Origin of the sequence: Klugiella xanthotipulae (assembly GCF_006716695.1) — a bacterium.
Taxonomy (GTDB): domain Bacteria; phylum Actinomycetota; class Actinomycetes; order Actinomycetales; family Microbacteriaceae; genus Klugiella; species Klugiella xanthotipulae.
In genome coordinates this window covers 267,627-292,732 of sequence record NZ_VFPN01000001.1, presented here as the reverse complement: position 1 = coordinate 292,732, position 25,106 = coordinate 267,627, and the positions used below count along the sequence as shown (strand labels likewise).

Sequence of the window (25,106 nt, the reverse complement as noted above, 5' to 3'; positions counted from 1 at the left end):
CGAGGAAATAATCGTCGAAGTGTGAGGAAAAGTCACCCGGAGAGGCCCGGGGCGCTAGTGCGCCGGTACCGCCTCCTGGTCATCCTCGGGCTTGCGCACAAAGAACGACCCCACGACGGGCAGCAGCGAGAGGATTGCCCCGCAGACAAACGCCGCGTGGATGCCCCCCGCCGTCGCCGGAATCACGTCCTGCCCCTTCGCAACGAGTGCCGCCGTCTGCACCGACATGACGGTGATAAACAGCGCAGTCCCCGCCGCCCCAGCCACCTGCTGTGCGGTGCCGATGATGGCGCTGCCGTAGGAGTAAAAAGCGGGTTTGACCGAGCCGAGACCGGCCGTGAACAGCGGTGTAAACATGAGCGCGAGACCGATGCTCAGGCTGACGTGGGCGGCCAGAATCCACATAAACGGTGTGTTCTCAGTGAGCATTGTCATGCACCACAGCACGGTACTCACCACGATGGAGCCGGGGATCAGCAGAACCCGTGGCCCGTGCTTGTCATAGATCCGCCCCACCACCGGTCCGAGCAGGCCCATAATGAGCCCACCGGGTAGCAGGAGTAGTCCCGTGGTGATTGGTTCCAGCTGAAGTACGGTCTGCATGTAGATGGGCAGCAGAATGATGGTGCCAAACAGGCCGATCATGCTGAGCGCCATCATCCCCACCGACAGGGAGAATGTGGAGGAGGAGAACGTGCGCAGGTCAAGCAGCGCCTCGTCGGTCTTCTGTAGCCGCGTCTGCCGCAGCAGGAAGATCACCATGGCGACCGAGCCGATCGCCAGCGGAATCCACGGGGACATCGCCGCGCCACCGTTGGCCGCCGCGCCGATGGTGCTGAGCCCGTAGACCAGGCCACCAAAGGCCAACGCCGAGAGGACCACCGAGAGGATATCCACCCGCACCAGTCGCGTTTCCGTCACATTGGGGATACGCAGCGCGCCAAAGAGCAGCGCCGCGATTGCGATTGGCAGCACGAGCCAGAATAGCCAGCGCCAATTGAGTGCGTTGAGGATGATTCCCGAGATCGTGGGCCCAAGGGCGGGGGCCACCGAGATCACGATCGAGATTGTCCCCATGATACGGCCGCGGGAGGCGGGGGCTACCAGGGTCATCACGGTGGTCATGAGCAGCGGCATCATAATGGCGGTTCCGCTCGCCTGGATGACACGACCGATGAGCAGCATCGGAAATCCCAGCGACATCGCCGACACGAGTGTGCCGGTGCTGAAGAGGATCATGGCGGTCATGAAGACCGGGCGCGTCTTAAAGCGTTGCAGCAGTAGACCCGTGATGGGGATCACGACGGCCATCGTGAGCAGGAAGGCGGTGGTTAGCCACTGGCCGGTGCTGGCCGTGATGCCGAGGTCTTTCATGAGCTGTGGCAGTGCCACGCCCATGATTGTCTCGTTGAGGATGACCACAAAGGCTGAGATCAGCAGGATTGTGATGACCAGGCGATCCCGTGGGGACAGCCGGTCATCGCTCTCGGGCGGGGCCGCCTCAGCTGTGCCGGTAGTGGGTGTGTTCGTCATGGTGTGTCCTTGACAGTGCGGGATGCGGGATGCGGGATGGATGGTGTGGGTCGATGGGGGAGATCGACGCGGCTGGAAGGTTGTGTTGCGGGTGTCGGCACACCGGTGCCACTTTCGGTGACAGGTATAACCCCGAGGCGATCACAAACTATTCCGAACCACGGTGATTCCGTCAAAATCGAGACCGATGGATGCGTGAGGGTAGTTAGCTGTGCATATGTTTTTCTCTCGGTGGCGGGTCTAGCCGACGTCGTGCGGTCAGTCGCAAGCCCCGTGACAAGAATCCTCTCACCTGCGTGAAGGCTGGGGTCGGCACCCAGGAGTCCGGCCAGTTTGGGGGAGTTTTGATCAGAATACGAGGAAATAATCGTCGATGTGTGAGGAAAAGTCACCCGTGGTGGCGTGGGCGTGGCGGGGGGGGGGGGGGGGATGCGCCAGTGGCTAGGTGTGGTCGCGCGGGATCGTTGCGGACCAGTTGCGCGAGAAGATCTCTTGTGAGCCCTCAAACGCGGTGACCTGGTTGGTGAGGAAAAACGAGGAGGCGTCGCCGGACATCCGGCTGAAGGTGACGATCTTCACATCCCAGTCGTCGGCCAGCCGCTCAACCGTGCGCACCGTATTCGACGCGAGCGGTGCCGCGCCGCCGGGTAGGCCGCTGCGGCGGTAGTGCTCCACCCGCCGACACTCGGCCACAGCCGAGGTCGCGATGCCCTCGGTGATGAGGTAGCGATCCTGCGCCCACGCGTAGTAGTGCAGCCCATCGACCTCATCGTGTTGGTCAGTCTCCGAGTTGATGATGATGTCCTGCGTGCCGGCCACCATATCGCGGACGACCGTGCGGGTCGTCTCCTCCGGGAATAACCGGATGGCGCTGCGGGGGCTGGGGGTCGGGGTCGTAAACTCGGTCTGCTCGTAGGTGTCGTCGGTGTCGGCGCGCGTGGGCAGCGTCAGGGTGATGGATGCGGGGTCAAGCGTGACGCTTGTTTGCGAGGGGGAGGGCCAGGCTAATGGCCAGTAGTTCGCCGAAACGGAGACGCGGAACCGGTGTCCCGGCTCAAAGCGGTGTGCGCTCGCGAGCAGCGGTACCGTGACGCTCACCGTCTGGCCGGGGATCAGAGATAGCGGATGCTCGTGGCTGTCACGGTGCGTGAGGTTGAAGAGCCCGTGGGTGACCAGGCGCGACGAGCCATCGGGGGCCACGTCGTTGAGCCGTACGGCCAGGATCCCGTGCGGTTGGTCGGCGGATACCGTCAGTGTCACGGCGATATCGCCCACGATCTCCAGTGCCTCGTCCACCTCGGGCCAGGTGACGGTGAACGACCGGGCGTCATCCTCGCGCTGGTCAACGGGCTGGCTGGCCGCATCGCCGCGTTTCTGCCAGCTACCGGCGGCCACCCCGATAAGTTCGGTGCTGGACAGGCGCGTGCTACCGGCGCGTACCGCGTAGGCGGAGGAGTAGCTCACCTCGGTGACGGAGGGGCTCGGCCACACGGGTTCTGCCACCCATCGGCCGGGGCGCGCGTTCACGTCGAGGCCGGGGCGCACGCCCGTGGGCATGTATACGCGCAGGTCGGGCTGTTTCTCGACGCCGTTGTCGGCGTCCTTCATCCAGCGATCCCACCAGCGCACAGCTTCGGGGAGAAAATCGATGGCCGGGCCCGGCGCGGCCTGATGTGGATAGCTGTGAGCCCAGGGGCCGAGGATGGCCTGCGTGGGAATATCGAGGTTATTCAACAGGGTGAAGAGCGTGCTGCGGTACTGGTCGTAGAGGCCACTCACCGCGAGCACGGGTACCTGGATGGCGCTGAAATTTTCGGCCACAGAGCCGTGCTTCCAGTAGGCATCCCGGCGCTGGTGGCCGAGCCAGATCTCCGAGGAGACGGGGGAGTTATTGAGCCGGTCAAACCAGTTGTCACGCCAGCTCGCGCCCACCACCCGGGGGTCCTGTGGGCGGGCGTTATGGGCAAGCATGGTTGCTGCCTCGGAGAGCAGCTCGGAGCCGATAATCACACCACCGTTGTAGTGGGCATCGCGGTAGCGGTCATCCGTGGAGCACACTGTGATGACGGCCCGCAGCTCCGGTGGGCGCAGGGCGGCGAGCTGGAGGCCGTTGAGACCGCCCCAGGAGGTGCCGATGATGCCGACGCCGCCGTCACACCACCACTGGGCGGCGATCCAGGTCAGTACCTCAAGGCCGTCGGCCAGTTCGCGGGCCGCGTACTCGTCATCCATGACCCCGTCGGAGTCGCCGGCACCGCGGGTATCAACCCGTACCGAGGCATAGCCGGATCGGGCGAAGACCGGGTGGATCGTATCGTCGCGGGCGGCCGTCATATCGGCCTTGCGATGGGGGATGTACTCCAGCACCGCGGGAACGGGACGCTCGCCCGACGAGGCGGGCAGCCAGATGCGGGCCGAGAGTGAGTTGCCGTCGCGCAAGGGGATACGTACCTGCCGAAGCACGTGAATTGATTGCGGCGCTGGGTGGAGTGCTGGAGTTGACATTATGCATTAGTCTTCCACACTCACGGAAATTGACGCATTTTTCATCCCTCGATATATGAAATTAATCTTTGATCAGGTGTTTGGGTGGCGAACACGATGTGATCCTGTGAGTTTACTGGTCCGGGGATGGTCGATTTTTTAAATGGTTAGTCGATGAACTACCATCAACTCTGGCCGCCACCGCGGCCATCTGCCCCGTGCCCAAACCGTCGAATAATGTCTCCAGAGTTCCCCGTGTTTGGGCTCATAACTCTACGGAGAAAAAGTGAAGAACAATGTAGTGCCGATTCTGGCCGTCTCGGCCCTGGCCCTTATCCTCAGCGGATGTGCCACCACCGATTCGGCTACCCCCACAACGGCACCCGCCAGTTCGGCTTCCGCGGCCAGCTGGTCCTACACGGGTGATGACGGTCCCGACCACTGGGGAGCCGTCGCCGACACCTGCAGCACGAGCGCGGCTCAGTCGCCCATTGATATTGAGAAAGACGCGCTCGTCGCTACCCCGACCGGTGCTCCCGAGGTGCACTACCAGGCCACTGCGTTTGAGGTCGAGAACAACGGCCACACTATTGAGGCCGTGCCCGAGGACCTGACACACAACTATGTTGTCCTCGAGGGCACGAAGTACTTCTTGCAGCAGTTTCACCTGCACACCACGAGCGAGCACACCATTAACGGTGAGAGCAGCGACCTTGAACTGCACCTCGTGAACAAGAGTGAGGATGGTCAGATCGCCGTTCTCGGCGTGCTCTTCAACACGGGTGCCGCCAACTCCACGCTCACCGAACTCTTCGATTCGATGCCCACCGAGGTGACCGAGGAGGAGAACCTGGTGAAGCTGAGTGAAGAGATCAACCCCGCCGATCTCCTGCCCGCTGGCTCGGAGGTTGTGCAGTATGAGGGGTCCCTCACGACCCCGCCGTGCACCGAGGGTGTGCGCTGGAACGTGTTTGAGACTGTCGGAGAGATCTCGGCTGACCAGCTGGCAGCTTTCCAGGAGATCTTCCCGAGTAACCACCGCCCCACCCAGGACGTGAACGACCGCGAAGAAACCGAAACGCCGGCCCTGTAGCCGCGTCTGGGGGCGGATGCCGGGTTGGCCTCCGCCCCCACGCATACACCCCCCGCCGCGGCGAATTCTCCTGGTTTTTCGTGAGGTGTAGAAATTTGATTACTTATTGGTCACGGGTTGCTGCGGCGATGGAATTTTTTCCAGACCGAACAGTACGCTGAATATTAACGCACGATTCGTGACCCACTACTGAGGAAAATACCCATGTCTCAATTTCCTGAAAACCCCGGCCCGCCCGCTGGCGGTCCTTCCGAGCCGGTTCCGCCCGCTGGTCAGTACCCCAGTCCAGGGGGCATGTACCCGCCTCCCACCGGCCAGTACCCGGGTCCCGGCGGTTCGTACCCGCCACCCGGACAGGGCGGTTACGTGCCGGTATCGCCGCAGGGTGGACCCGCTGGTAAGAACACTTTGGGGCTTGTCGCGATCATTGTGGCTGGCGTTGGTTTTGTGGCGGCGTGTATCCCGTTCGTGGCGTATCTTTCCTGGTTCCTGCTGGTGCCCGGCCTGGTTCTTGCGATCATTGCGCTGGTGCAAAAGAACAAGAAAAAGGGTCTCGCCATTGCTGCGCTCATTACGAGCGTTCTGGGGATTATCATGTCGATTATCATCGCCATCGTGAGTATCGTCATCCTGGGGGCTGGGGTGAGTAGCGCAATTGAAGATGCGGGCGGAAGTAGCCTGTCGCAGCAAGAGTCCGGTAAGGAGTTCTCTCTGGGGGACACCGCCACCATGAGTGATGGGGTGGCCTTTACCGTGACCGATACTGAGTGCGGGATCACCTCCGCCACCGACATGTTCGATATGGAGCAGCCCGCTCAGGGCGAATTCTGCACGGTGGAATTCACCGTTAAAAACGGATCGAATGATTCCGTGAGTTTGGCGACGAGCGTCATTGCCGGCATGGTGGGGAGCACCGAGTACTATCCCGACGGCTTGATCAGCACGTTTGGTACGGACAGTATGCTCACCACCCTGAACCCCGGCCTGTCGGTTGATTCGGTGATGTACTTCGATGTTCCCGCTGGCAGCACGCTGGACTCTGTTCGCCTCAACACCAACCTCGGTCTGGGGACGGGTGTCACCTTCTCACTGAAGTAGGCTGTACCCACTAGGTGGCGGCTCGCATCCCGGGAGGGCTGCGAGCCGCCACTGTTCGCTTCGTCGATCGTTAGGGATGTGTACTTGTGTCGTACCCGCCGCAGAACCCCCAGCCCTCCGCCGGCGGGCCGTACGGACAGCCTCCTGTGCCGCCAGGCGGTGCCCACCCGCCCTACGGCGCACCCGGTGGCTATGGTCTGATGCCGCCCACCCCGGACCCGCCGCGCAGCAGCTCGCTTGGCTTCGTCGCTCTCGTGGTTGCGGTTATCGGGGCTGTGGCCGCGTGTATCCCGGTCCTGACGGTGCTGGCCTGGGTGGTGCTGATCCCGGCCTTGCTTCTGTCCATTGTGGCTCTTGCTCAAAAAAACCACACCAAGAGGGGAGTGTCGCTGACTGCGCTCAGTGTGAGCATCGTTGGCACCCTCATCTTGTGCGCCATGATTGCTGTCTCCTCCGGGCTGCTGCGTGCCGGGTCAGACACCACCTCGACCGCTCGGCCCACGATAACCGGCGAGGCGTCCACCCCCACGCAGGAGCCAACCGAGGTGCCATCGGCTGCGGCCCCCACCAACCCGGATGAGGTGGGGATTGGCGAGCCCGCCAGCACCACGACCGGCGTCACGTTTACCGTGACGGGGAGTGAGTGCGGGATCACGTCCGCCCGGACCGTTTTTGATACGGAACAGCTGCCCGCGGGCGAGTTCTGCACGGTATCGTTCACCGCCGTGAACGGTTCGTCGAGTGCCGTAATAATTTGGCTCGACTCTCAGTTCGGGTTTATCGGTGCGAACGAGTATCGGTCCATCTCGACCCTGGGCGATGTGGGCGGGGACCTGTTGCTCTCACAGGTGAAACCGGGTCTGAGCGTTGACGGCGTTGCCTACTTCGATGTTCCGGCCGGTAGCGCGCTGGACGCGGTTGAACTGGGTGACGGGATTAGTTCCCTGCGGAGCGTGCGGATCGTTCTCAGGTAGCGGTGGCGGCGTCGATTCGGGGCTGTCGGTGGGGTCGAGTAGGCTGAGACCGTGCACTTTGCGATGGTTGCGAAGCTCCCTGCTACGTAGGATCTCGGATCGTGTGTGAGGTTTTCGACGCTCAGAAGTGAGGGTAGTTATGGCATGGTTCCGCAGACGTCGCGCAGAAGACGCCGAGCAGTCGAGCGATGCCTCGACCACGGAACCCGCGCCGATCGCCGAGGTGGTCCGCCAGGGGGTGATGATCGCCGAGGTCTCCGTGCGCATGGTCGCCAAGAACTTCATCATTATCAACGCCATGGGCGATCAGCTGTCCTACAATGAGGCGACCGTGATGGACGCCGTGCGTGCCGAGCTAAAATCTCTTGCCACCGAGAAACACGAGGACGCTGAACGCATCTCCGCGGACGCCGCCACGAAGCCCCGCAAACGCACGGTCTGGATGCGGCGAGATGAGAACCGCGCCACCCAGCAGGTCCTCAACGTTCGCCGCCAGGAAGTTTATGAGCTTCTGTCCGCGGAACTCACCCGGCTGCGTGACGATGAGGGGTATGTGCGTGCGACGGCTGAAAAGGCTCGCCAGGATGCCTGGCTAGAAATCAGTCGATCCTTCGAGATCATGCTGGTGAACGAGCAGAAGCGACGAGTGCGAGATGAAAGCTACTGGCATCGCCGCGACGACCGCATCACCTACCTGATCGAGAAAGATCTGGCCAAGCTGGAGCGGCAATCCGCGCATAAGCGGCGTGCCGCCGAGGAATCCTCGGCGGCGAAACGCTAAGACTTCCGTCCGGGGCGACCGACGTGTGGAATGCCATCGCCAGTTGCCCCGCCAGGCGGCGCGCACCAGAGAGAGGTTACTGGTCACCAGTTCCGTGGGGTGTACCGTTACGCCCGCACGAAGCGGAACCAAACCACCTGATCGGGGTCGCCGATCTCGAAAACCAGTTCAACGGGGGAGAACAGCATGCTCGTCATCCGCAATCGGTGTGAGTTGAGGTTCCACTGCGGTCCGCCCGCGGTATCGGTCGTGATGGTTGTGATGGTTGTGATGGTTGTGATGGTCGTGATGGTTGTGTCGATGGTGGGGAAGGTCTGCGGATCCCGTGTGGGGATTGACCAGCTTCCCCCGCCGGAGGTCAGCCACTCGGCGTTCTCCAGATCTGCATGGGTGGGGTGTGGGTTGTCCGCAAAGACGGCCGAGGGGATACCGTCAAATGTGAAGGTGCCGTCGGCTTTCATCGTGAGGGTTGCCTCTGCGCTGCCATCATCCGCCGCGTGTAGCCACTCGCCCACCACATCCGACTGCGTGGGCTGTGGAGTGGAGGCGGGGGTGAAGGTAGCGGCGTAGTGGCCGCATCCCATCAGCGTCAGGGCAACCACGGTGGAGACCGCGAGAGTGATGAGCCGCCGAAAGCCGCGAGGGGAAAGCATCGAGGCCTGTCGATTACGGCGCGACGCCAGCCACCGCGGGCTTAAATCCGAGGCGACGGTTTTCGCAGCATCCGGGCCGACACACGTCATACCAGGGGCCGAGCTCGGTGAGGGAGGAGCGGTCGGCAACCGGGGTGCCGTTGACGCGTTCGAGTACCAGGTCAACCAAACCGGCCACGTAGGCGGGGTGGGTGCCGGGCGTCTGGGTTCGGATGGCGGTCAGGCCGTGTTTCTCCGCGGTCTCGATGGCCTCGGTATCGAGATCCCACATCACCTCCATGTGGTCGCTGACAAAGCCAACGGGCACGATCAACACCGCACGGGTGCCCTTCGCGGGGAGTGTCTCGATAGCATCGTTGATGTCGGGTTCCAGCCACGGCTGGCTTGCCGGACCGCTGCGTGACTGGTAGACAAGCTGCCAGGAGATGGGGTGTGCGGTGGGAAACTCAGCCTGGATACTCGCCATAATGACCCGGCACACGGCTAGGTGCTGGTCTTCGTACGCGCCCCCGGGACCAAACTCTCGTGTCGCTGGGCCGGAGAGTTGCGCATCCGCTGTGGGGATGGAGTGTGTGGAGAAGAGGATCTCCACCTCGCTCTCGAGCGCGAGGTCGGGGATATCCGTGAGTAGGCTCGTGAGCCCGGCACGCACCCCCTCAATGAAGGGCTCGATGAAGCCGCGGTGATCGAAGAACTGGCGGACTTTGTCAATGCGCACGGTGTCGGTGAGGTTGGCGGCATCGAGAGCACTGGCGAAGTCTTCCCGGTACTGGCGGCAGCTGGAGAAGCTGGAGTAGGCGCTCGTGGCAATGGCGAGCAGCGTATCGTGGCCGTTGCTGTGCGCCGCTACCAGGGCATCCTTCAGGTAGGGATCCCAGTTGCGGTTGCCCCAGTACACGGGGAGGTCGATGTTACGCCGGGCTAACTCCGCGTCGAGGGCGGCCTTGAGTGCGCGATTTTGGTCATTGATGGGGCTCACCCCGCCGAAGTGGCGGTAGTGGTGTGCGACCTCTTCGAGGCGCTCATCCGGGATGCCTTTGCCGCGCGTCACATTGCGTAGGAACGGGATCACATCGTCCTGGCCCTCGGGGCCGCCGAACCCTGCCAGCAGAATGGCGTCGTAGTGCGTCGGAACCGTCACATGTTCGGGGCCGCTGGCCGCGCCGCTGGTTGCGCTCGGTACGGGTGCGGTGGAGGGGGTGGATTCTTGGCTCACAACGGTATCCATTTCGGCAGAGTGGGTGGTGGCTGAGCCTCCCACGCTAGCATGCCCCTCCCCGTCACAACGGGAAGGGGCATGGACGTTGCCAGACTCGGCTACGGGCGGCGGGTCAGTGCGAGCACACCCTTCCTCGCGACAGCGGGAAGGGTGTGCCACGTATATGGGACGAATCCGGCGCGTTACGAGAAAGGGATTCTGGGGGGCTCGGGGGTGGGCGCGACGTAGGGCGGGAGCGCTTCGGTGTAGGGGGCCTCCGTGACCAGTTTGTAGCGGGCGACATCCCGCACGTTCTTCTGCACGGCGACGGAGGCAAAGACGCTCATCACAAAAGCGATGCCGTAGAAGCCCTTCTCGCTCAGCTCAAGGCTGCCGGCATTCCACAGGCCGATGCAGAGAAGCGTAACCGCCAGCACGAGGGAGAACCAGGCGAGGCCGTAGTAAATGGCGGTAACGGCGATGCCCTCCGTTTTGTCCCGTACGGATTTTTGCAGCGACACTGCTGCAAAGAGACCAAACATGAGGACGGTGAAGTAGTAGCCCTTTTCGTTGAGCTCCATACTGGCGTTGAAGAGGCCGATGATGTAGGTCGAGAGGCCGATGAGAAGAGCGAGCCAGGATGCGCCGATGAAGGCCGGGGTGGGTTTCTGAATGTCCTCGGTGCGAGTCATGAGTGCTGTACCTCCGGTGATGGACCGGCGCTGTTGCCGGGTTACTGAGTAATCTACTGGCAGCGAATGCGGGTAACGGAATATTCCCCATCGCATGCATGTCTCGGCATATCTCCCGATGCTTTCTCTCCGCAACGTCCGCGCCTTAGCGCCAGGCCAGCACCCGGTCGAGTGTCCCCGGGCGGGTGAGCCGTGCGTGCTCGATGCTCACATCATCCCGACCCACCGCGACGGCCGACACGGACAGCGACCGGAACGCGTCTAGGCCCGGGCCCTCCTCACGCAGCAGCGCCTCGGGACTGGTGGAGGGCAGCTCGGCGCTGTCGCGCAACACGCCCAGCCAGGCCGCCCAGGTGCCCGAGCTGATCGGCCCCGTGGGGGCGGTTGCCCCCCGAAACGCGGGTAGCCAGCGGTGTACCCGTGGCACGGCCGTCTCGTCTGGTCCCTCGTGGGTGAGCATGTGGACGCCGGGGGTCAGCTGGGTGGTGGTGAGGGTGTGGCCGTTCCAACTGGTGTGTTCCGCATCCGGCCCGGTGACGGTGAGCAAGTTGAACGGACGGGTTGTGGGAGTACTATCTGCCGGGATACCCGTAGTGCTGCCGATCAGGGGGAGCTCGCCGCGGGTGGTCCAGCCGCCGGGGGGTTCCACGACGTTTTCACCGCGGTTAAGGACGACGGATGCGCGCCGTTTCGGTCCGTTGACGGCCAGCCATGCCCCGCCCGCCTCACGGTCCCGAATACCGCGAATGTGTTCGCAGAGTTCGGGCCACCACGCGCCGGGCGGATCCCAGGGGCGAGTGATGAGTTCGTCGCGCATCCCGAGGAGAACAACGGGCCAGGCGCTCGCGGGGTCGATGCTGACGATGACGGTGCACACGGTGAATCCTCGGGGTGGTGGCTGGTGTGGGCGCGGTTCCGCGCGGCCACCCCCAGTATGCCACCGGGTCAGGTCGGGGCTGAGCCGCTGGCTCGTACGTGTACCCGCTCGCCCTGCGGCCCGTAGAGGCTGAGGAACTCCACGCCGCGGGTGTCGGCCGGTCCAAACCAGTGCGGGGTTCGGGTGTCAAACTCGGCGGCCTCACCCGCGGGCAGCAGCAGATCGTGCTCGCCCAGGATGAGGCGTAGCGTGCCGGTGAGGACGTACAACCACTCGTGGCCCTCGTGCGCCCTGGGGTGTGGGGTCCGGCGGATCGGCCCGTTCGGAATAACGTGTTTGAACGCTTGGATGCCGCCGCTGCCTCGGCTGAGCGGCAGGATTGTCATCCCGTCCCGCTGCAGCGGCTTGATGTGGATGCGGGGGTCACCCGTGGCCGGCGCATCCACCAGGTCGTCAAGTGGCACGCCAAACTCACGGGCCAGGGGGAGCAAGAGTTCCAGGTTGGGTCGGCGCCGACCCGATTCCAGTCGAGACAGGGTGCTGACCGAGATACCCGTTGTGTCAGCCAACTCGGCGAGGGTGAGCCCTCGTGCCAGGCGCAGGCTACGGATGCGCGGGCCCACAGTCGTGAGGACGTCCTCTATCGTCTCGATCATGCGTCTAGTTTGCCATAGTGGCAAAACTTCTTGCTGGTGTGTGCAGTGCTGCACGAGGATGGGAGCCTCAACACACCCGTCTGAAAGGCCTCCACATGAACGCCATCCCGCAGCACGTCGATGTCCTGATCGTCGGCGGTGGCCCCGCCGGCCTCACCGCCGCCACCGCGCTCGGTCGCTCACGCCGCAGCGTGCTCGTGATCGACGCTGGGCAGCCGCGTAACGCACCCGCGGCGCACGCCCACAACATCCTCAGCCGTGACGGGGCCAGCCCACACGAGGTGCTGAGCCTCGGCCGCCGCGAGGTAGAGTCCTACGGCGGTCGCATCCTGAACGCCCGTGCTGAGAATGCCGCCGCGATCCCCGGCGGGTTCCGGGTGACCACGGATGCCGATGACACGTTCACCGCCCGCCGCCTGATCCTCGCCACCGGCCTCGTGGACACCCTGCCCGAGCTGCCGGGGATCGCGGAGCGCTGGGGTCGCGACGTGCTGCACTGCCCCTACTGCCACGGCTGGGAGGTGCGTGATCGGGTCATCGGCGTCCTGGCGACCGGGCCGACCGCCGTGCACCAGGCGCTGTTGTTTCGGCAATTGAGTGACCGGGTGACCGTGTTTCGGCACACCGCCCCCGAGTTCACCGCCGAGGAGGCCGAGATGCTGGCCGCGCTGGGTATTCGGCTGGTGTCCGGGACGGCCGAGTCGCTCGTGGTCACGGATGACGCGCTCAGCGGCCTCCGCCTCACCGACGGCCGGGTGGAGGCCGTTGACGCCCTCGTCGTGGGGCCGCGGTATGCGGCGCGTACCGCTCTGGCCGCGGGTCTGGGGCTCACGGGTACCGAGCATCCGATGGGCAGCCGGATTGATTCGGACGGGTTCGGTGCCACCACCGTACCTGGCGTGTGGGTTGCCGGTAACGTGACCGACCTCGCGGCGCAGGTAATGACCTCCGCGAGCGGCGGGCTACTCGCCGCGATTGCCGTGAACAACGACCTGATTCAGGAGGATGCCGCCGCCGCGGTGACCGCCCGCCGTGCCGCCCCGGCCCGGGTGCACGACCAGGCGGCACAGATCAGCCCGGCCAAGCACGACCGGGCCTTCTGGGATGAGCGCTACGCGGCGACCGACTCCGTCTGGAGCGGCCGCCCCAACGCTCAGCTGGTTGTTGAGACGGCGGCGCTCGCCCCCGGCCGGGCCCTCGACGTGGGCTGTGGCGAGGGTGCCGATGCGCTGTGGCTGGCCGAGCAGGGCTGGGCGGTGACGGCCGTGGACATCTCGGCGGTGGCGCTCCGCCGGGCCGCCGAGGTGACCGGTCGTCGTCACCCCGCTGTGGCGGAGCGGGTGAGCTGGGAGCAGCGCGATCTGCTTGAGTGGGTGCCGCCCGTCGGTACCTTCGATCTGGTCTCGGCACAGTTCATGCATCTGCTCCCGGAGTCTCGGAGGCTGGTCTACGCCCGGCTCGCCGAGGCGGTTGCCCTGGGCGGGTCTCTGCTGATCGTCGGGCACCGGCCCTCCGCCCGGCACGGCGGACACCCCGAGGGTTTCTTCTTTACCGCCGACGAGATCGTCGCAGATCTAGACCGTAGCCGGTGGGATGTCGTGGCCGCCGAGACCCGGCAGCGCACCATCACGAGCCGCGATGGCCGCCCCGAGATCCTGGAGGACGCCGTTGTGCACGCCCGCCGACGGGTGTAACCGGATTGCGTGTGTTCCTCACCGGCCTGTGGCATCGTTGGGGTAGTTGATTGTGCGGTGGCCCCGGCTCCGCGAGACGGGAGACCAGCGTGACGGAGCGACTCAATATCGTGGTGGGCATCACCGGGGGTATCGCGGCGTACAAGGCGGTGGGGGTCATCCGCGAGTTTGTCGTGGCCGGTCACAACGTGAACGTGATCGCCACCGAGAGCGCCCTGCGTTTTGTGGGTGCCCCGACACTGGAGGCACTCAGCCGAAACCCGCTCCACACCTCCCTGTTTGAGGATGTTGCCCGGGTGCGGCACGTCTCCCTGGGTCAGTCCGCCGACCTGATCGTAATTGCACCGGCGACCGCACACACCCTCGCGAAGCTTGCCGTTGGTCTCGCCGACGACCTGCTCGGCACCACCGTCCTCGCCTCGACCGCCCCCGTGGTGCTGGCCCCCGCTATGCACACTGAGATGTGGCAGAACCCGGCGACCGTTGCCAATGTGGCGACGCTGCGGGGGAGGGGCATGCACTGTGTGGGCCCCGAGAGAGGCGAGCTCACCGGCGGCGATGTGGGGCTCGGACGGATGAGCGAGCCCGCGGATATTGTGGCCTACGCGCTCGCCGTGCTGCACCCCGCTGGGGTGGTCCCGTCCGATGACCTGGCCGGGCGCACCGTTGTGGTCACCGCGGGTGGCACGCGTGAGCCGTTGGATCCCGTGCGCTACCTGGGCAATCGGTCGAGCGGTAAGCAGGGGGTTGCGCTGGCCCGGGAGGCGGCGCGGCGCGGCGCCCGCGTGCGCTTGATCGCCGCCCACGTAGACGGCGATATGCGGGATGCTGCTGCCGTGTTGACCGGGGTAACGGTCGAGGACGTATCGACCGCTGACGAGCTGGCCCGCGCGGTGACCGCGGCCGCGTCGGAGGCCGATATCGTGATCATGGCCGCCGCGGTGGCCGATTACCGCCCCGAGACGGTGGCCGAGGGCAAACTGAAAAAGGATGCCGTGGGCGAGTCGCTGACGCTGACCCTGGTGCAGACCCCGGATATCCTTGCGGGCCTCGCGGCGGCGCGTAGGCCGGGGCAGGTCGTTGTGGGTTTTGCGGCGGAGACCGCGGCGGATCGTGACGAGTTGCTGGCCCGGGGGCGGGCGAAGGCGGCGCGTAAGGGGGCTGACCTCCTGGTGTTGAACGCCGTGGGGTGGCAGCACGGGTTTGGTGCGGACAACACCACCGTCGTGGTGATTCGCGCTGACGGTGAGATTGTGGCCGAGGCGAGCGGGTCGAAGGATGAGGCGGCACGGGCGGTTTTTGATGCGGTGGGGTGCCTCCCGACTGCTTGAGCCCCATTCTTCTGTGCGTAGGTGTTGTTTTCTCCTCCTTTATAGAGGTGCGTTAACTAAGCGGGCTGAGGGTGAATTTTTGATGGTTTTATGTGGGGGTAAAAATAGCCCTGCGTAAATTTTTTCCCTCATTGCAAGAGGTGTGGCCGAATTTGTTTTTGCTTGGTCTCATAGCGTGGTAGTAACACCCTGTGTTGTGTGGGGTCGGGTGGAATGGGGTTCTTGTGTTACGTCGGGTTCTCTCGGTTACTGATCGTGTAGAGATTAGTGCCGGGTGAAAGCGGGGTGGTCTCTTCGTCGTATCGCGGGGCATCTTCACCGGGCACCCTCGGTGATCTCGTGAGAGGTCCGCGGTAGCCATACGCGAACCTGTGGGTATCGGGCTGTGACCGCTGATGTTACCGCGCAACGACGAAGACGCCGCACGCAACCATTCACGCTAGAACGCAACGAAGCTCTCCACACGCGTGGCCGACTCGGACACCGCGATGGTGCTCGGCGGGCACCGGTTCACAGGCCGCATGCCGCGCCGCAGTCGGTGGGGCAATGCGGTCACCCGGCACGCATTTCGGTTGGCGACCGGGTTGCGGGTTTACGAAACCCAGACGGGTCTGCGCGGATACCCAACTGGGGATGCCCCTCCTGCCCGCCAAGATCGCCACCGACACGAGCCTCTACCTGTTGAGCTACGACGTACAGCGCCGCTTCATCTTCCTCCGCTCCGCGCGGCGCGCGGGGAGGGCCGTGCCGCCCACCTCCGTGCGCCGCACCCGGGTTTCCGTGTCCGAGACGGCCCGGCGTGAGAACTACCACCGCCGCGCCTATGCCGCCCACCGGGTGCACGAGCGCGTCTAGTGCCCGCGCACCGGCACCGCTGCTGCCGGGGGTTAGGTGGCAGCTCGGCTGATACTCTGTGGTACTGCTGTTGTGCTGCCACAGATGTGAGGTCAGGTTGTCATGGGTGTGAGTGTTCTGGTGTACGGTGCTGGCGGTGCCGGTCGCAGCCTCTGCGCGGCCCTCGCCGCCGCGGGACTCAACGTCGAACTCGCGGGGCGCTCGCCGGAACGTGTGGGTGCCGTCGCCCGCGACCTGGGCGTTCCGTACCGGATCGCTGATCTGCGTGATCGGGTGAGTGTGCTCGGGGCCCTCGACGGTGTGCACCTGGTCATCAATGCGGCCGGCCCCTTCGCCCGAACGGCACCGCCGCTGCTGAGCGCCGCACTTACTGCAGGCGTTCACTATCTTGACCTCTCCAATGAGTACAGCTCCCATACCCACGCCTGGTTCCGCCATCGGGATGCCGTGGCTCGGCAGACCGCGATTGTCTGCGGGTCCGGGTTTGGCGGTACCGCGGCCGGGCTGGCCGCTCTTCGAGCCGTGGCCGAGGTACCCGACGCGCACAGCCTCGATATTCTCTTTGTCCCCCGCGGCAGCTCGGGTACGGCCGGTGTCCTCCGCAGCACGCTCTCGCTCGTGGCGGGCGGCGGGCGCGGCCTCCTCAACGGCACGTTACGCCGGTTATCCGTGCGCCGCTTCGCCCGCGCTGAAACCCTCCCGAATGGGGATGTTGTCAGTGTTGCCCCGGTATCGACAGGCGACCTCGTGTCGATCGCGCGGGGCACGCGGGTGCCCAACGTGATGGTGTTCACTCCGGTCCGGGTGTCGCTTCGTGTTCTCCGCGTCCTCATGCCCCCACTATCGGTCCTGCTGCGTCCGGGCTGGGTGCGCGAGGCTGTGGTTGCCGCCGTCATGCGACGAAAGGGGCGGGCCGAGACGCCCGTCCCGGCCCCACGAATGTCGTATGCTCAGGCCACCGCAACCGACACATCGGGGCGGTCACACACCGCCGTGGTGGCGGTGCCGCACACTCGCGACTTCATGGCCGCGGTGTGCCTGGCCCTGATCGAGGAGGTCCGCGGTGGCGATGTCGCCGGGTGTCACACCCCGGCTCAGGTCCTGGGGCGGGATCGGCTTGACGAACTGGTCGGCCGGATGGTGCAGACCTAGCGCGAGAACTGCTGCAGTGTCTCCACCCGCACCTGTGCCAACCGCAGGCGCAGACTATCCACCGCGGTTGAATCGAGTGTGCCGTGTGCCACCTCGGCGCGCAGGTCGGCGCGCAGCTGCTGGCGAAACTCGTTGATGACGAGGTCTGCTTCGCGCAGTGCCTGTCGTGAGACCACCCGGGGGTCGGCCGCCGCGGTGTGTACCGTGTAGTGCGGATTCCCGCCCGGGTTGGCTTTCGCTTCTCGTCTCGCCTCCTGCGCGGCCGAGGCGAGGTCGGCCTTCATGCTTTTCATGGCCTGGGTTACTCCGGCCCGTAGTTCGTCGGCGAGCCGCCGCACGGAGTCGGTCACCTCGTCCTCAATCGCGCTGAGCTCGGGTTCGCGTCCGACCAGTTCGTCGCGGCCCGCATCGGTGATCGTGTAGACGGTTTTGCGGCCGTCAACAGTTTTGGCCACCAGACCCTCCTCTTCCAGCTTGGCAAGCCGGGGGTAGATGGTACCGGCGCTCGGCACGTAGGTGCCGCCGAACCGGTCACTCAACGCCTGGATCAGCTCGTAACCGTGGCGGGGTTCGTCGCGTAGCAGGCTCAGGAGGTAGAGTCGCAGGCTGCCGTGGGAGAAGACTGGCGGGTTCATGCCGTCGCCTCCTCGTCGCTCGCACCGGCATCCGCACTGGTGTCCGTACTGGGGGTGGCCGCCCGGTGAATGACCGAGATATTCCCCGAGACCGAGTTGGCGCTCAGCTCTACCCAGGCTCCGTCAAGGTTGCCCGTGGTCGTGGTGTACCCGCCACCGCGCACACCCGTGATCACGTCGCCATCGAGGCGCAGTTTGCCGCCCACCGAGTTGACGCGGTACCGTGCGCCGACTCCGGCGTCCAACCGGACGGTTGTGGTTCCACTCACGGTGTTCGTACCGATCCGGTCCGGCACCCCGTAGGCGTCGAGCATGACGTTGCCGGATACGGTGTCCGAGGTGAAGACGTTGAGCTCACCGTTGGCGAGGATGTCGCCGCTCACGGTGTGCACCCTGACGTTCCCGCGGTGGTCCCGGATGCTCACATCGCCGCTCACGCTGTTCACGTCAATTTTTCCGGTGAGCCCATCAATCACGAGCTCACCGGAGACGGTGTTGAGTTTCGCGTCCGAGGTGAATCCCGACACGAGACCGCTGGCCGAGACGACGCCAAACGTGATCGCCACATCCCGGGGCACGAGCACACTGATATCGGCCTTGGCGAAGCCACGCCAGGCGCGAAACGCCTCGATGAAGTTGTCCCAGCGCAGCTGGGGGTGGTCGATGTCGAGTCTGTCACCCGAGATTTCGATTCGCAGGTCTTTGCCGGAGACCGTGTGCACCTCGACCCGGGCTCCGGGCTCGTCGTGGGCGATCACATCGACCTGCCCGGCGATCATGCCCAGTTTGAGTGAGCGGATCAGTTCGAGGTCGATAATCTTGGATTCTCCGGGCTGGATCAGCCATTTTTCGGATGCCATGGGAGGTCCCTTTCTTGGTTTGCGGGGGATACTGTTACGACGTAACGCGATATATCGTGTTTTCGATAGAACTCACGATATATCGCGTTTGCCGTCGTGTGCAAGCCGTACTCCACCAATCAGGGTCGGAATCAGGGAAACTGGGGGGTAACCCCCAGACGAGTTCGGGGGCGCATCCGCTACCCGAGGGTGTACCGAGTCAGCAGACTGGAATCATGAACACAACGCAGCCCCACGCACCCACCACGGCGCGCCCCTCCGCCCTCGCCGAGCATCTCCAACCCCGGGCCACCTACGGCGAACTGTGGCGGCGCACCCCCGCGGCTCTCGGCTACCTCCTGCCCACTATCGTCATCGCGGTGGGGAGCCTCGCGCTGCTCACCGTTCTCTTCTCTCTCAGCCTCTCGCTCGCCCTTTTTGTGGCTGGTCTCTACCTCGGCATCGGGATGTTCGCTACGGCCCGCTGGTTCGGCACGGTTGAGCTCGCCCGGCTCGAAGCCGCAGGCATGGCCCCCATCTCGCGACCCGTCTGGCCCCGGCTACCCGCGGGTGGCAACGTCTTCCGTCAGGTGTGTGCCCAGGCCCGCAACGGCCACTACTGGCTGTACCTGCTGCACGGCATGATCGTTGGTCCCATCGTAATGATCTTCACCTGGTCACTCACGATCTCCGCAATTGCCGTGGCGCTCGCAGGCAGTACCGTCTGGGCCTGGGGCTGGGCGCTGCCGGATGATCGGCGGGACATCGGTCTCGTCATCGTGGAGGGTGTTCCGGGTTTTCCGCTCCGCGAGCCGCTCCTGGTCTCGAACCTGGTCAACCTGGCTCTCGGACTGGTCGTCCTCGTGTGCCTGCCCTGGATCCTGCACGGCATGATGCGGCTCCAGCGCGGCCTTGCCGCGGCCATGCTCGGCCGGTTCCGCTCCGACGACCTCGCCGCGGAGGTCGAGAACCTTGCCGCCTCGCGCAGCGCCGCAGTTTCGGCCGAAAATGTGGGTCTGCGCCGTCTGGAGCGCGACATCCACGACGGCCCCCAGCAGCGTCTCATCCGCCTTCAGATGGATCTCGCCGCCACCGAGCGGATGCTGGATAGCAACCCCGACCGCGCCAGGGTCCTGCTCACCGAGGCCCGCACTCAGGCGCGCGACACCCTCGAAGAGTTGCGTGCCCTCTCTCGCGGCTTCGCGCCGCCCCTGCTGCAAGACCGGGGCCTTGCCGCGGCGCTCGTGCCGCTGGCCGCGCGCAACGGCATCCCCACAACGCTTGAGTCCGGTCTTCCCGATAACCGTCGGCTGGCCCCCGAGGTGGAGCTGGGCGCGTACTTCGTGATCGCCGAGTTGCTCAGCAACACGACTAAGCACTCGGGAGCCAACGAGGTCACGGTTGTGCTCGCCCTGATCGGTAGCTCTGTCGATACCGCGCTGAGTATTGCGGTGATGGATAATGGCACGGGTGGTGCCACCTTTGCCGAGGGTCACGGCTTGAGTGGCCTGCGTGAGCGGGTCACGGGTCTGCGCGGTTCGATCCGGGTGGCCAGCCCGGCCGGTGGCCCCACCACCGTGACGGTTGTCCTGCCGTTGCCAGCCTAACTCTGAGGGAGCCATGAGTCACGACGTTGCCACGCCTGCCCTGCGCATTGCCGTTGCCGAGGATTCTCTTCTGCTACGGGAGGGCCTCACCCGGCTTTTTGCCGAGGCTGGCTTCGTCACGGTCGGCGCGTATGGCGACGCCGTCGCTCTCCTCTCCTTCCTGGAATCCTGCCCCGCCGACGACATCCCGGATGTTGTCGTCACGGATGTCCGGATGCCACCCACCTTCCGCGACGAGGGTGTTCACGCCGCTATCACCATGCGCGCCCGCTGGCCCCGCCTCGGCGTCCTGCTGCTCAGCCAGTACGTCGAGAGTGTCTACGCTCAGGAACTCCTCGCCGCCGGGGCCGGCGGTCTGGGTTATCTGCTGAAAGACCGGATTGCCTCCCTGGACGAGGTTCGGGATGCCATCGAGCGCATCGCCCGCGGCGGCACCGTCCTCGATCCCCAGGTGGTCAGCGAGCTGATGACCCGTCACCGCGATCCTGTGTCCACCCTCACGGTACGCGAGCGCGAGGTGCTGGGGCTGATGGCCGAGGGCCTCACCAACCGGGCGATTGCGGCGCGGCTCTTCATTACCTCGGGGACGGTTGAGAAAAACGTCACGACAATCTTCACCAAGCTGGGCCTCGACGACTCCGTCTCGGAGAACCGCCGCGTGCTCGCCGTTCTCTCCTGGCTGCGCGACTGACCAGAGGGTTCTTCCCTCCGTGCCAAATCAGGGGGTAGTGTGGCGATAACATTGTCACCGGTACGGTAGGGAGCATGGATGACCTTCACCTGGGATGACCCGCAACTGCGGGCCCGCACCGCCCGCCAGCCCTGGCTGAACCCCGGGGCCTACTGGTCCGACCTCAGCCGGGCGGTCGCCGACCTCGACTCCCCGCTCGCGGTGATTTCTCTGGAGGCCCTCCTCCACAACGCCACCGATATGGTGCGTCGCGCGGGTGGCATACCCATTCGGGTCGCGAGTAAGTCGGTGCGTGTGCGCGAGGTGATCGACAGCGTCCTTGCCCTTCCCGGATTCGCCGGTGTGCTTGCCTACACCCTGCCCGAGGCGATCTGGCTCGCCGAGACGGTGGATGATGTGGTCGTCGGATACCCGACCGCCAACCTCAACGCCCTCCGCTACCTCGCGTCTCGGGAGAGGCTCGCCGCCCGGATCACGCTCATGGTTGACTCGGTTGAGCAGCTTGAGTTGATCAACCGCGCGGCCCCCGCCGGGAAGCGCGCCGAGATCCGTGTATGTCTCGACTTTGACGCTTCCTGGCAGGCCCCCGTCCTCGGCCATATGGGGGTGCGCCGCTCACCGGTGCACAGCCCCGAGGCGCTCCAACGCCTGGCCCGTCGCGTGCTGAGTGAGCCCGGATTCCGACTGGTGGGTATCCTCTCCTACGAGGCCCAGATTGCGGGTGTGGGCAGCGCCCCCGCGGGTCGGCCGCTTGACGGCGTGATGAAGCGTTGGATGCAGAAGAACTCGTTCGCCGAGTTGAGTGCGCGTCGGGCCGAGGCAATCGGTCTCGTGCGGGCCGAAACGGAACTCGACTTTGTCAACGGGGGAGGCACGGGTTCGCTCGAAACCACCTCTACCGATCCGAGTATCACCGAGATTGCGGCGGGTAGCGGCCTCTTCGGCCCGCACCTCTTCGACAACTACGCCACGTTCCACCCGGCCCCGGCCGCCGCTTTTGCCCTGGATGTTGTGCGCAAGCCACTCCCGGATACGGTCACCCTGCTCGGTGGCGGCTGGGTCGCCTCCGGTCCTGCCGCCGCCGATCGGTTGCCACAGGTGGTCTGGCCCCGGGGTCTGAGGTACGAGGCGCGGGAGGCCGCCGGTGAAGTCCAGACCCCCCTGCGCGGCCCGGTTGCCCGCACGCTGAGGGGTGGCGACCGGGTGTGGCTACGGCACACCAAGGCCGGGGAGCTTTCCGAGCACGTCAACGTTTTTCATGTGGTGAGCGACGGGGCCGTTGTGGGTACCACGCCGAGTTATCGTGGAGAGGGTCAGGCATTCCTATGAGCACAGCAGCCACTTGGCAAAACTGGGGTCGCGTGGAGAGCAGTACGCCGAGCCGTGTGCTGACCCCGGAAACCCCCGAGGACATCCAGCAGATTGTCGCGATTGCGAGCGATAGCGGCCAGCGGGTGAAACCCATCGGGGCTTCGCACAGCTTCACGGCCATCGGTGCGACCGACGGCATCCGCCTGCACCTGGACCGGCTTGGCGGTCTCCTCTCGGCCGATCCCGGGCGGGGTCGGGTGACGGTGGGGGCGGGTACCCGCTTGTACGAGCTGGGCCATATCCTGTCGCCGCTCGGGCTCGCGCTCGCCAATATGGGGGATATCGACCGGCAGACGATCTCGGGGGCCCTCTCCACGGGCACCCACGGCACGGGCCTCGGCTTTGGTGGGCTCGCTACCCAGGTGGTCGGGGTCACGCTCGTGGATGGCACGGGCACGCTCCGTCATATTTCTGATACCGAGAATGCCCATCTGCTGCCCGCGGTCGCGCTGGGTCTCGGCGCTCTCGGTGTGCTCGTGGATGTCACGCTTCAGTGTGTGCCCGCGTTTGTGCTCCGCGCGAGGGAGCGACCGGAACCACTCGCGGGTGTGCTCGAATCTTTTGTGGAGCGTTCGGCGGCCCACGACCACTTCGAGTTTTATTGGTTCCCGCACACCCGGACGGCCCTCACCAAGACCAATACGCGCCTCCCCGGGGATGCTGAGCGTCAGCCACTCACCGCCCTGTCGCGCTGGCGTGACGACGAGTTCATGGCGAACGGTGTCTACCGCGTCCTATGTGGGCTGGGCGCAGTCTGGCCGGCGACCACGCCACCCGTGAGCCGGGCCATTCAACGGTTCACCGCCAATCGCACGTTCAGCGACCACTCGCACCGCGTCTTTGTCACCGACCGCACGGTGCGTTTCCGCGAGATGGAGTACGCGCTACCGCTGGAGGAGGTACCCTCCGCTCTGGGCGAGGTGATGGCCCTGATCGAGACGAGGGGATGGCGGATTTCTTTTCCCCTTGAGGTGCGCAGCGCCGCCGCTGACGAGGTGTGGCTCTCGACGGCCCACGGCCGCAGATCTGGTTACATCGCGGTGCATCGTTACTGGCGCGAGGACTACCGCGAGTATTTTGCGGGGGTCGAGGAGATCATGCTCGCTCACGGAGGTCGGCCGCACTGGGGCAAAATTCACACTCTTGAGACGGAGCGGCTCGCCGAGCGATACCCGAGATTTGGCGAGTTCCGTCAACTGCGCGATGAGCTTGACCCCGAGCGAGTTTTTGCGAACGACTACATTGAGCGGGTGCTGGGCCGATAGCCTCTGAGTATCCAGAAAGGTGGTTGCCGACTCCCAGCGGAGTTTCACCATTGAACCACTATGATGAGCGCATGGAAGCCCTGCTTATTCCCCTACTCATTCTTGTGGCGCTCGTCGTCATTGTTGGCATCTATTTCTGGACCACCTACAACGGATTGGTCCGCCTCAACGTTCGTGTTGATGAGGCGTGGAGTGACATCACGGTCCAGCTCAAGCGCCGTGGCGACCTGCTGCCCAACCTGATCGAGACGGTCAAGGGATACGCCACCCATGAGCGGGGCGTTTTTGAGGCCGTGACGCAGGCCCGTGCCGAGACCATTTCGGCCGAGACGCCCGCCGAGGCCTCCGTCGCTGAAGGCCACATGCAGTCGGCGCTCAAGAGCATCTTTGCGGTGGCCGAGGCGTACCCTCAGCTCCAGGCCAGCCAGAACTTCCTCGCGCTACAGGGCGAACTGGTGGACACCGAGGACAAGATCCAGGCTGCGCGACGCTTCTACAATGGCGGGGTCCGCGAGCTCAATACCAAGATCAAAGTCTTCCCCAACAACATGTTTGCCCGGGGTCTCGGTTTCAGCGCCCGCGACTTCTTCGAGGTCGAGAACCTCGCCGCGATCTCCGAGCCGCCCCGCGTTCAGTTCTAACCGGCATCCGCGAGAATGCCCCGATGAGGCCCGTCGCACGCCGCGGCGGGCCTCCACTCGATTCCAGCCCAGCAAAGAGGTGACGCGTGTATAGCGCGATTCGTAAAAATAAGATCAACACGGTGCTCATCATCATGCTGTTCATCCTGATTATTGGCGGCCTGGGCCTCCTGGCCAGCTACGTCTATAACGACATGTCCATCGTGATCTTTGTGGTTGTTATTGCGGTTGGGTACGCCACTATCCAATATTTCCTGGCGGGTCGCCAGGCCATCGCCATGAGCGGTGCGCAGCGCATCGAGAAGGCGGATAATCCCCGCCTGTACCGCGTAGTTGAGAATCTGGCGATTGCCACCGGTTCGCCCATGCCCAAGGTCTATATCATCCACGACCCGGCCCCCAACGCGTTCGCCACGGGTCGCGACCCGGAGCACGCGATTGTGGCCGCCACGACCGGCCTGCTCGATATGATGACGGATGCCGAGTTGGAGGGTGTGATGGCGCACGAACTCGGGCATGTGCGCAACTACGACATCCGGCTCAATATGATCGTCTACGGCCTGGTGGTGGCCATCGGGATGATCGCCGATATGTTCCTGCGCATGGCCATCTTTGGCGGCGGGCGCAACAATAACAACAACAATAACCCGATCATGCTGGTCTTTGGACTGGTCGCGATGATTGTGGCCCCCCTCATCGCCACCGTGGTGCAGTTGGCCGTATCGCGCCAGCGTGAGTACCTGGCGGATGCCACGGGGGCGCTCACCACGCGTCATCCCGAGGCCCTCGCCAGTGCCCTGCACAAACTTGGCGAGTACGGTCGGCCGATGGCGCGCCAGAACACGAGTATGGCGCATATGTGGATCGCCGACCCGCTCGTGAAAAAAAGCTTCACCGCCAAGCTTTTTGCCACGCATCCGCCGATCCCCGACCGCATCCGCCGCCTGCTCGATATGGGCGGTAAATTCTAGCCCGCTCCCCTTACA

General features: G+C 64.8%; 23 protein-coding genes. 14 read left to right on the top strand and 9 right to left on the bottom strand.

The genetic code is table 11. From position 1 onward, the window contains the following. Positions 1-54 precede the first annotated feature (54 nt). Together FB466_RS01325 and FB466_RS01320 are read right to left on the bottom strand one after the other, a co-directional pair. The gene (locus tag FB466_RS01325; RefSeq protein WP_141915231.1) at positions 55-1,533 is read right to left on the bottom strand and encodes a DHA2 family efflux MFS transporter permease subunit; all 1,479 of its coding nucleotides are present in this window, start codon (positions 1,531-1,533) and stop codon (positions 55-57) included. 441 nt (positions 1,534-1,974) lie between these two features. Further along, positions 1,975-3,996 carry a CocE/NonD family hydrolase gene (locus FB466_RS01320; protein ID WP_211344733.1) on the bottom strand — a complete coding sequence of 674 codons (2,022 nt, stop codon included), beginning with the start codon at positions 3,994-3,996 and terminating at the stop codon, positions 1,975-1,977. A 307-nt stretch (positions 3,997-4,303) separates the two neighbouring features. Here FB466_RS01320 and FB466_RS01315 point away from each other — a divergent pair, with 307 nt between their 5' ends. The 4 genes from FB466_RS01315 (at position 4,304) to FB466_RS01300 (ending at position 7,963) form a co-directional block, all read left to right on the top strand. Further along, a complete protein-coding gene (locus FB466_RS01315) occupies positions 4,304-5,110 on the top strand; it encodes a carbonic anhydrase (RefSeq protein WP_141915228.1) in 807 nt (268 codons plus the stop codon). A gap of 204 nt (positions 5,111-5,314) precedes the next feature. Continuing rightward, positions 5,315-6,208 (top strand): DUF4352 domain-containing protein, encoded by an 894-nt coding sequence (locus FB466_RS01310; RefSeq protein WP_141915226.1) that lies wholly within the window; start codon positions 5,315-5,317, stop codon positions 6,206-6,208. An 86-nt stretch (positions 6,209-6,294) separates the two neighbouring features. Continuing rightward, positions 6,295-7,182 (top strand): DUF4352 domain-containing protein, encoded by an 888-nt coding sequence (locus FB466_RS01305; RefSeq protein WP_141915224.1) that lies wholly within the window; start codon positions 6,295-6,297, stop codon positions 7,180-7,182. A 139-nt stretch (positions 7,183-7,321) separates the two neighbouring features. Next, a complete protein-coding gene (locus tag FB466_RS01300) occupies positions 7,322-7,963 on the top strand; it encodes a hypothetical protein (RefSeq protein ID WP_141915222.1) in 642 nt (213 codons plus the stop codon). A 107-nt stretch (positions 7,964-8,070) separates the two neighbouring features. Here the strand turns inward: FB466_RS01300 and FB466_RS01295 are convergent, their stop codons facing one another. The 5 genes from FB466_RS01295 to FB466_RS01275 all read right to left on the bottom strand — a co-directional run bounded on the left by FB466_RS01295 (position 8,071) and on the right by FB466_RS01275 (position 12,039). Continuing rightward, a complete protein-coding gene (locus FB466_RS01295) occupies positions 8,071-8,616 on the bottom strand; it encodes a hypothetical protein (RefSeq protein WP_141915220.1) in 546 nt (181 codons plus the stop codon). A 13-nt stretch (positions 8,617-8,629) separates the two neighbouring features. After that, on the bottom strand, positions 8,630-9,844 hold the full coding sequence (locus FB466_RS01290) for a ferrochelatase (RefSeq protein WP_141915218.1): 1,215 nt from the start codon (positions 9,842-9,844) through the stop codon (positions 8,630-8,632). 173 nt (positions 9,845-10,017) lie between these two features. Next, a complete protein-coding gene (gene yiaA / locus FB466_RS01285; protein ID WP_141915216.1) occupies positions 10,018-10,506 on the bottom strand; it encodes an inner membrane protein YiaA in 489 nt (162 codons plus the stop codon). Between the two features lie 145 nt (positions 10,507-10,651). After that, positions 10,652-11,383 (bottom strand): NRDE family protein, encoded by a 732-nt coding sequence (locus FB466_RS01280; RefSeq protein WP_170205972.1) that lies wholly within the window; start codon positions 11,381-11,383, stop codon positions 10,652-10,654. Positions 11,384-11,451: 68 nt separating this feature from the next. Further along, positions 11,452-12,039 (bottom strand): helix-turn-helix domain-containing protein, encoded by a 588-nt coding sequence (locus tag FB466_RS01275; protein WP_141915213.1) that lies wholly within the window; start codon positions 12,037-12,039, stop codon positions 11,452-11,454. Between the two features lie 95 nt (positions 12,040-12,134). Here FB466_RS01275 and FB466_RS01270 point away from each other — a divergent pair, with 95 nt between their 5' ends. The 4 genes from FB466_RS01270 (at position 12,135) to FB466_RS01255 (ending at position 17,071) form a co-directional block, all read left to right on the top strand. Next, positions 12,135-13,733, top strand: a complete 1,599-nt coding sequence (locus tag FB466_RS01270) for a bifunctional NAD(P)/FAD-dependent oxidoreductase/class I SAM-dependent methyltransferase (RefSeq protein WP_211344732.1) — start codon at positions 12,135-12,137, stop codon at positions 13,731-13,733. Positions 13,734-13,822: 89 nt separating this feature from the next. Further along, positions 13,823-15,064 carry a bifunctional phosphopantothenoylcysteine decarboxylase/phosphopantothenate--cysteine ligase CoaBC gene (coaBC, locus tag FB466_RS01265; RefSeq protein WP_141915212.1) on the top strand — a complete coding sequence of 414 codons (1,242 nt, stop codon included), beginning with the start codon at positions 13,823-13,825 and terminating at the stop codon, positions 15,062-15,064. 633 nt (positions 15,065-15,697) lie between these two features. Next, positions 15,698-15,919, top strand: a complete 222-nt coding sequence (locus FB466_RS01260; protein WP_141915210.1) for a hypothetical protein — start codon at positions 15,698-15,700, stop codon at positions 15,917-15,919. Between the two features lie 102 nt (positions 15,920-16,021). Continuing rightward, complete coding sequence (locus tag FB466_RS01255) at positions 16,022-17,071, top strand: saccharopine dehydrogenase NADP-binding domain-containing protein (protein ID WP_141915209.1); 1,050 nt, start codon at positions 16,022-16,024, stop codon at positions 17,069-17,071. Here the strand turns inward: FB466_RS01255 and FB466_RS01250 are convergent. Then, entirely contained in the window at positions 17,068-17,706 is a 639-nt protein-coding gene (locus FB466_RS01250; protein ID WP_141915207.1) for a PadR family transcriptional regulator, read from the bottom strand. The genes FB466_RS01255 and FB466_RS01250 overlap by 4 nt on opposite strands. Next, positions 17,703-18,566 carry a DUF4097 family beta strand repeat-containing protein gene (locus FB466_RS01245; protein WP_141915206.1) on the bottom strand — a complete coding sequence of 288 codons (864 nt, stop codon included), beginning with the start codon at positions 18,564-18,566 and terminating at the stop codon, positions 17,703-17,705. Before FB466_RS01245 ends, FB466_RS01250 begins: the two co-directional genes overlap by 4 nt. 215 nt (positions 18,567-18,781) lie before the next feature. Here FB466_RS01245 and FB466_RS01240 point away from each other — a divergent pair, with 215 nt between their 5' ends. The 6 genes from FB466_RS01240 (at position 18,782) to FB466_RS01215 (ending at position 25,091) form a co-directional block, all read left to right on the top strand. Next, a complete protein-coding gene (locus FB466_RS01240) occupies positions 18,782-20,152 on the top strand; it encodes a sensor histidine kinase (RefSeq protein WP_141915204.1) in 1,371 nt (456 codons plus the stop codon). Positions 20,153-20,165: 13 nt separating this feature from the next. Then, positions 20,166-20,843, top strand: coding sequence for a response regulator transcription factor (locus FB466_RS01235; RefSeq protein ID WP_141915203.1), 678 nt, complete (start codon positions 20,166-20,168; stop codon positions 20,841-20,843). A gap of 78 nt (positions 20,844-20,921) precedes the next feature. Then, a complete protein-coding gene (locus tag FB466_RS01230; RefSeq protein ID WP_141915201.1) occupies positions 20,922-22,172 on the top strand; it encodes an alanine racemase in 1,251 nt (416 codons plus the stop codon). Then, positions 22,169-23,479, top strand: a complete 1,311-nt coding sequence (locus tag FB466_RS01225; protein WP_141915200.1) for a D-arabinono-1,4-lactone oxidase — start codon at positions 22,169-22,171, stop codon at positions 23,477-23,479. Before FB466_RS01230 ends, FB466_RS01225 begins: the two co-directional genes overlap by 4 nt. Positions 23,480-23,550: 71 nt before the next feature. Then, positions 23,551-24,120 (top strand): LemA family protein, encoded by a 570-nt coding sequence (locus FB466_RS01220; RefSeq protein ID WP_141915198.1) that lies wholly within the window; start codon positions 23,551-23,553, stop codon positions 24,118-24,120. A gap of 86 nt (positions 24,121-24,206) precedes the next feature. Continuing rightward, positions 24,207-25,091 carry a M48 family metallopeptidase gene (locus tag FB466_RS01215; RefSeq protein ID WP_141915197.1) on the top strand — a complete coding sequence of 295 codons (885 nt, stop codon included), beginning with the start codon at positions 24,207-24,209 and terminating at the stop codon, positions 25,089-25,091. The last annotated feature ends 15 nt before the right edge of the window (positions 25,092-25,106 follow it).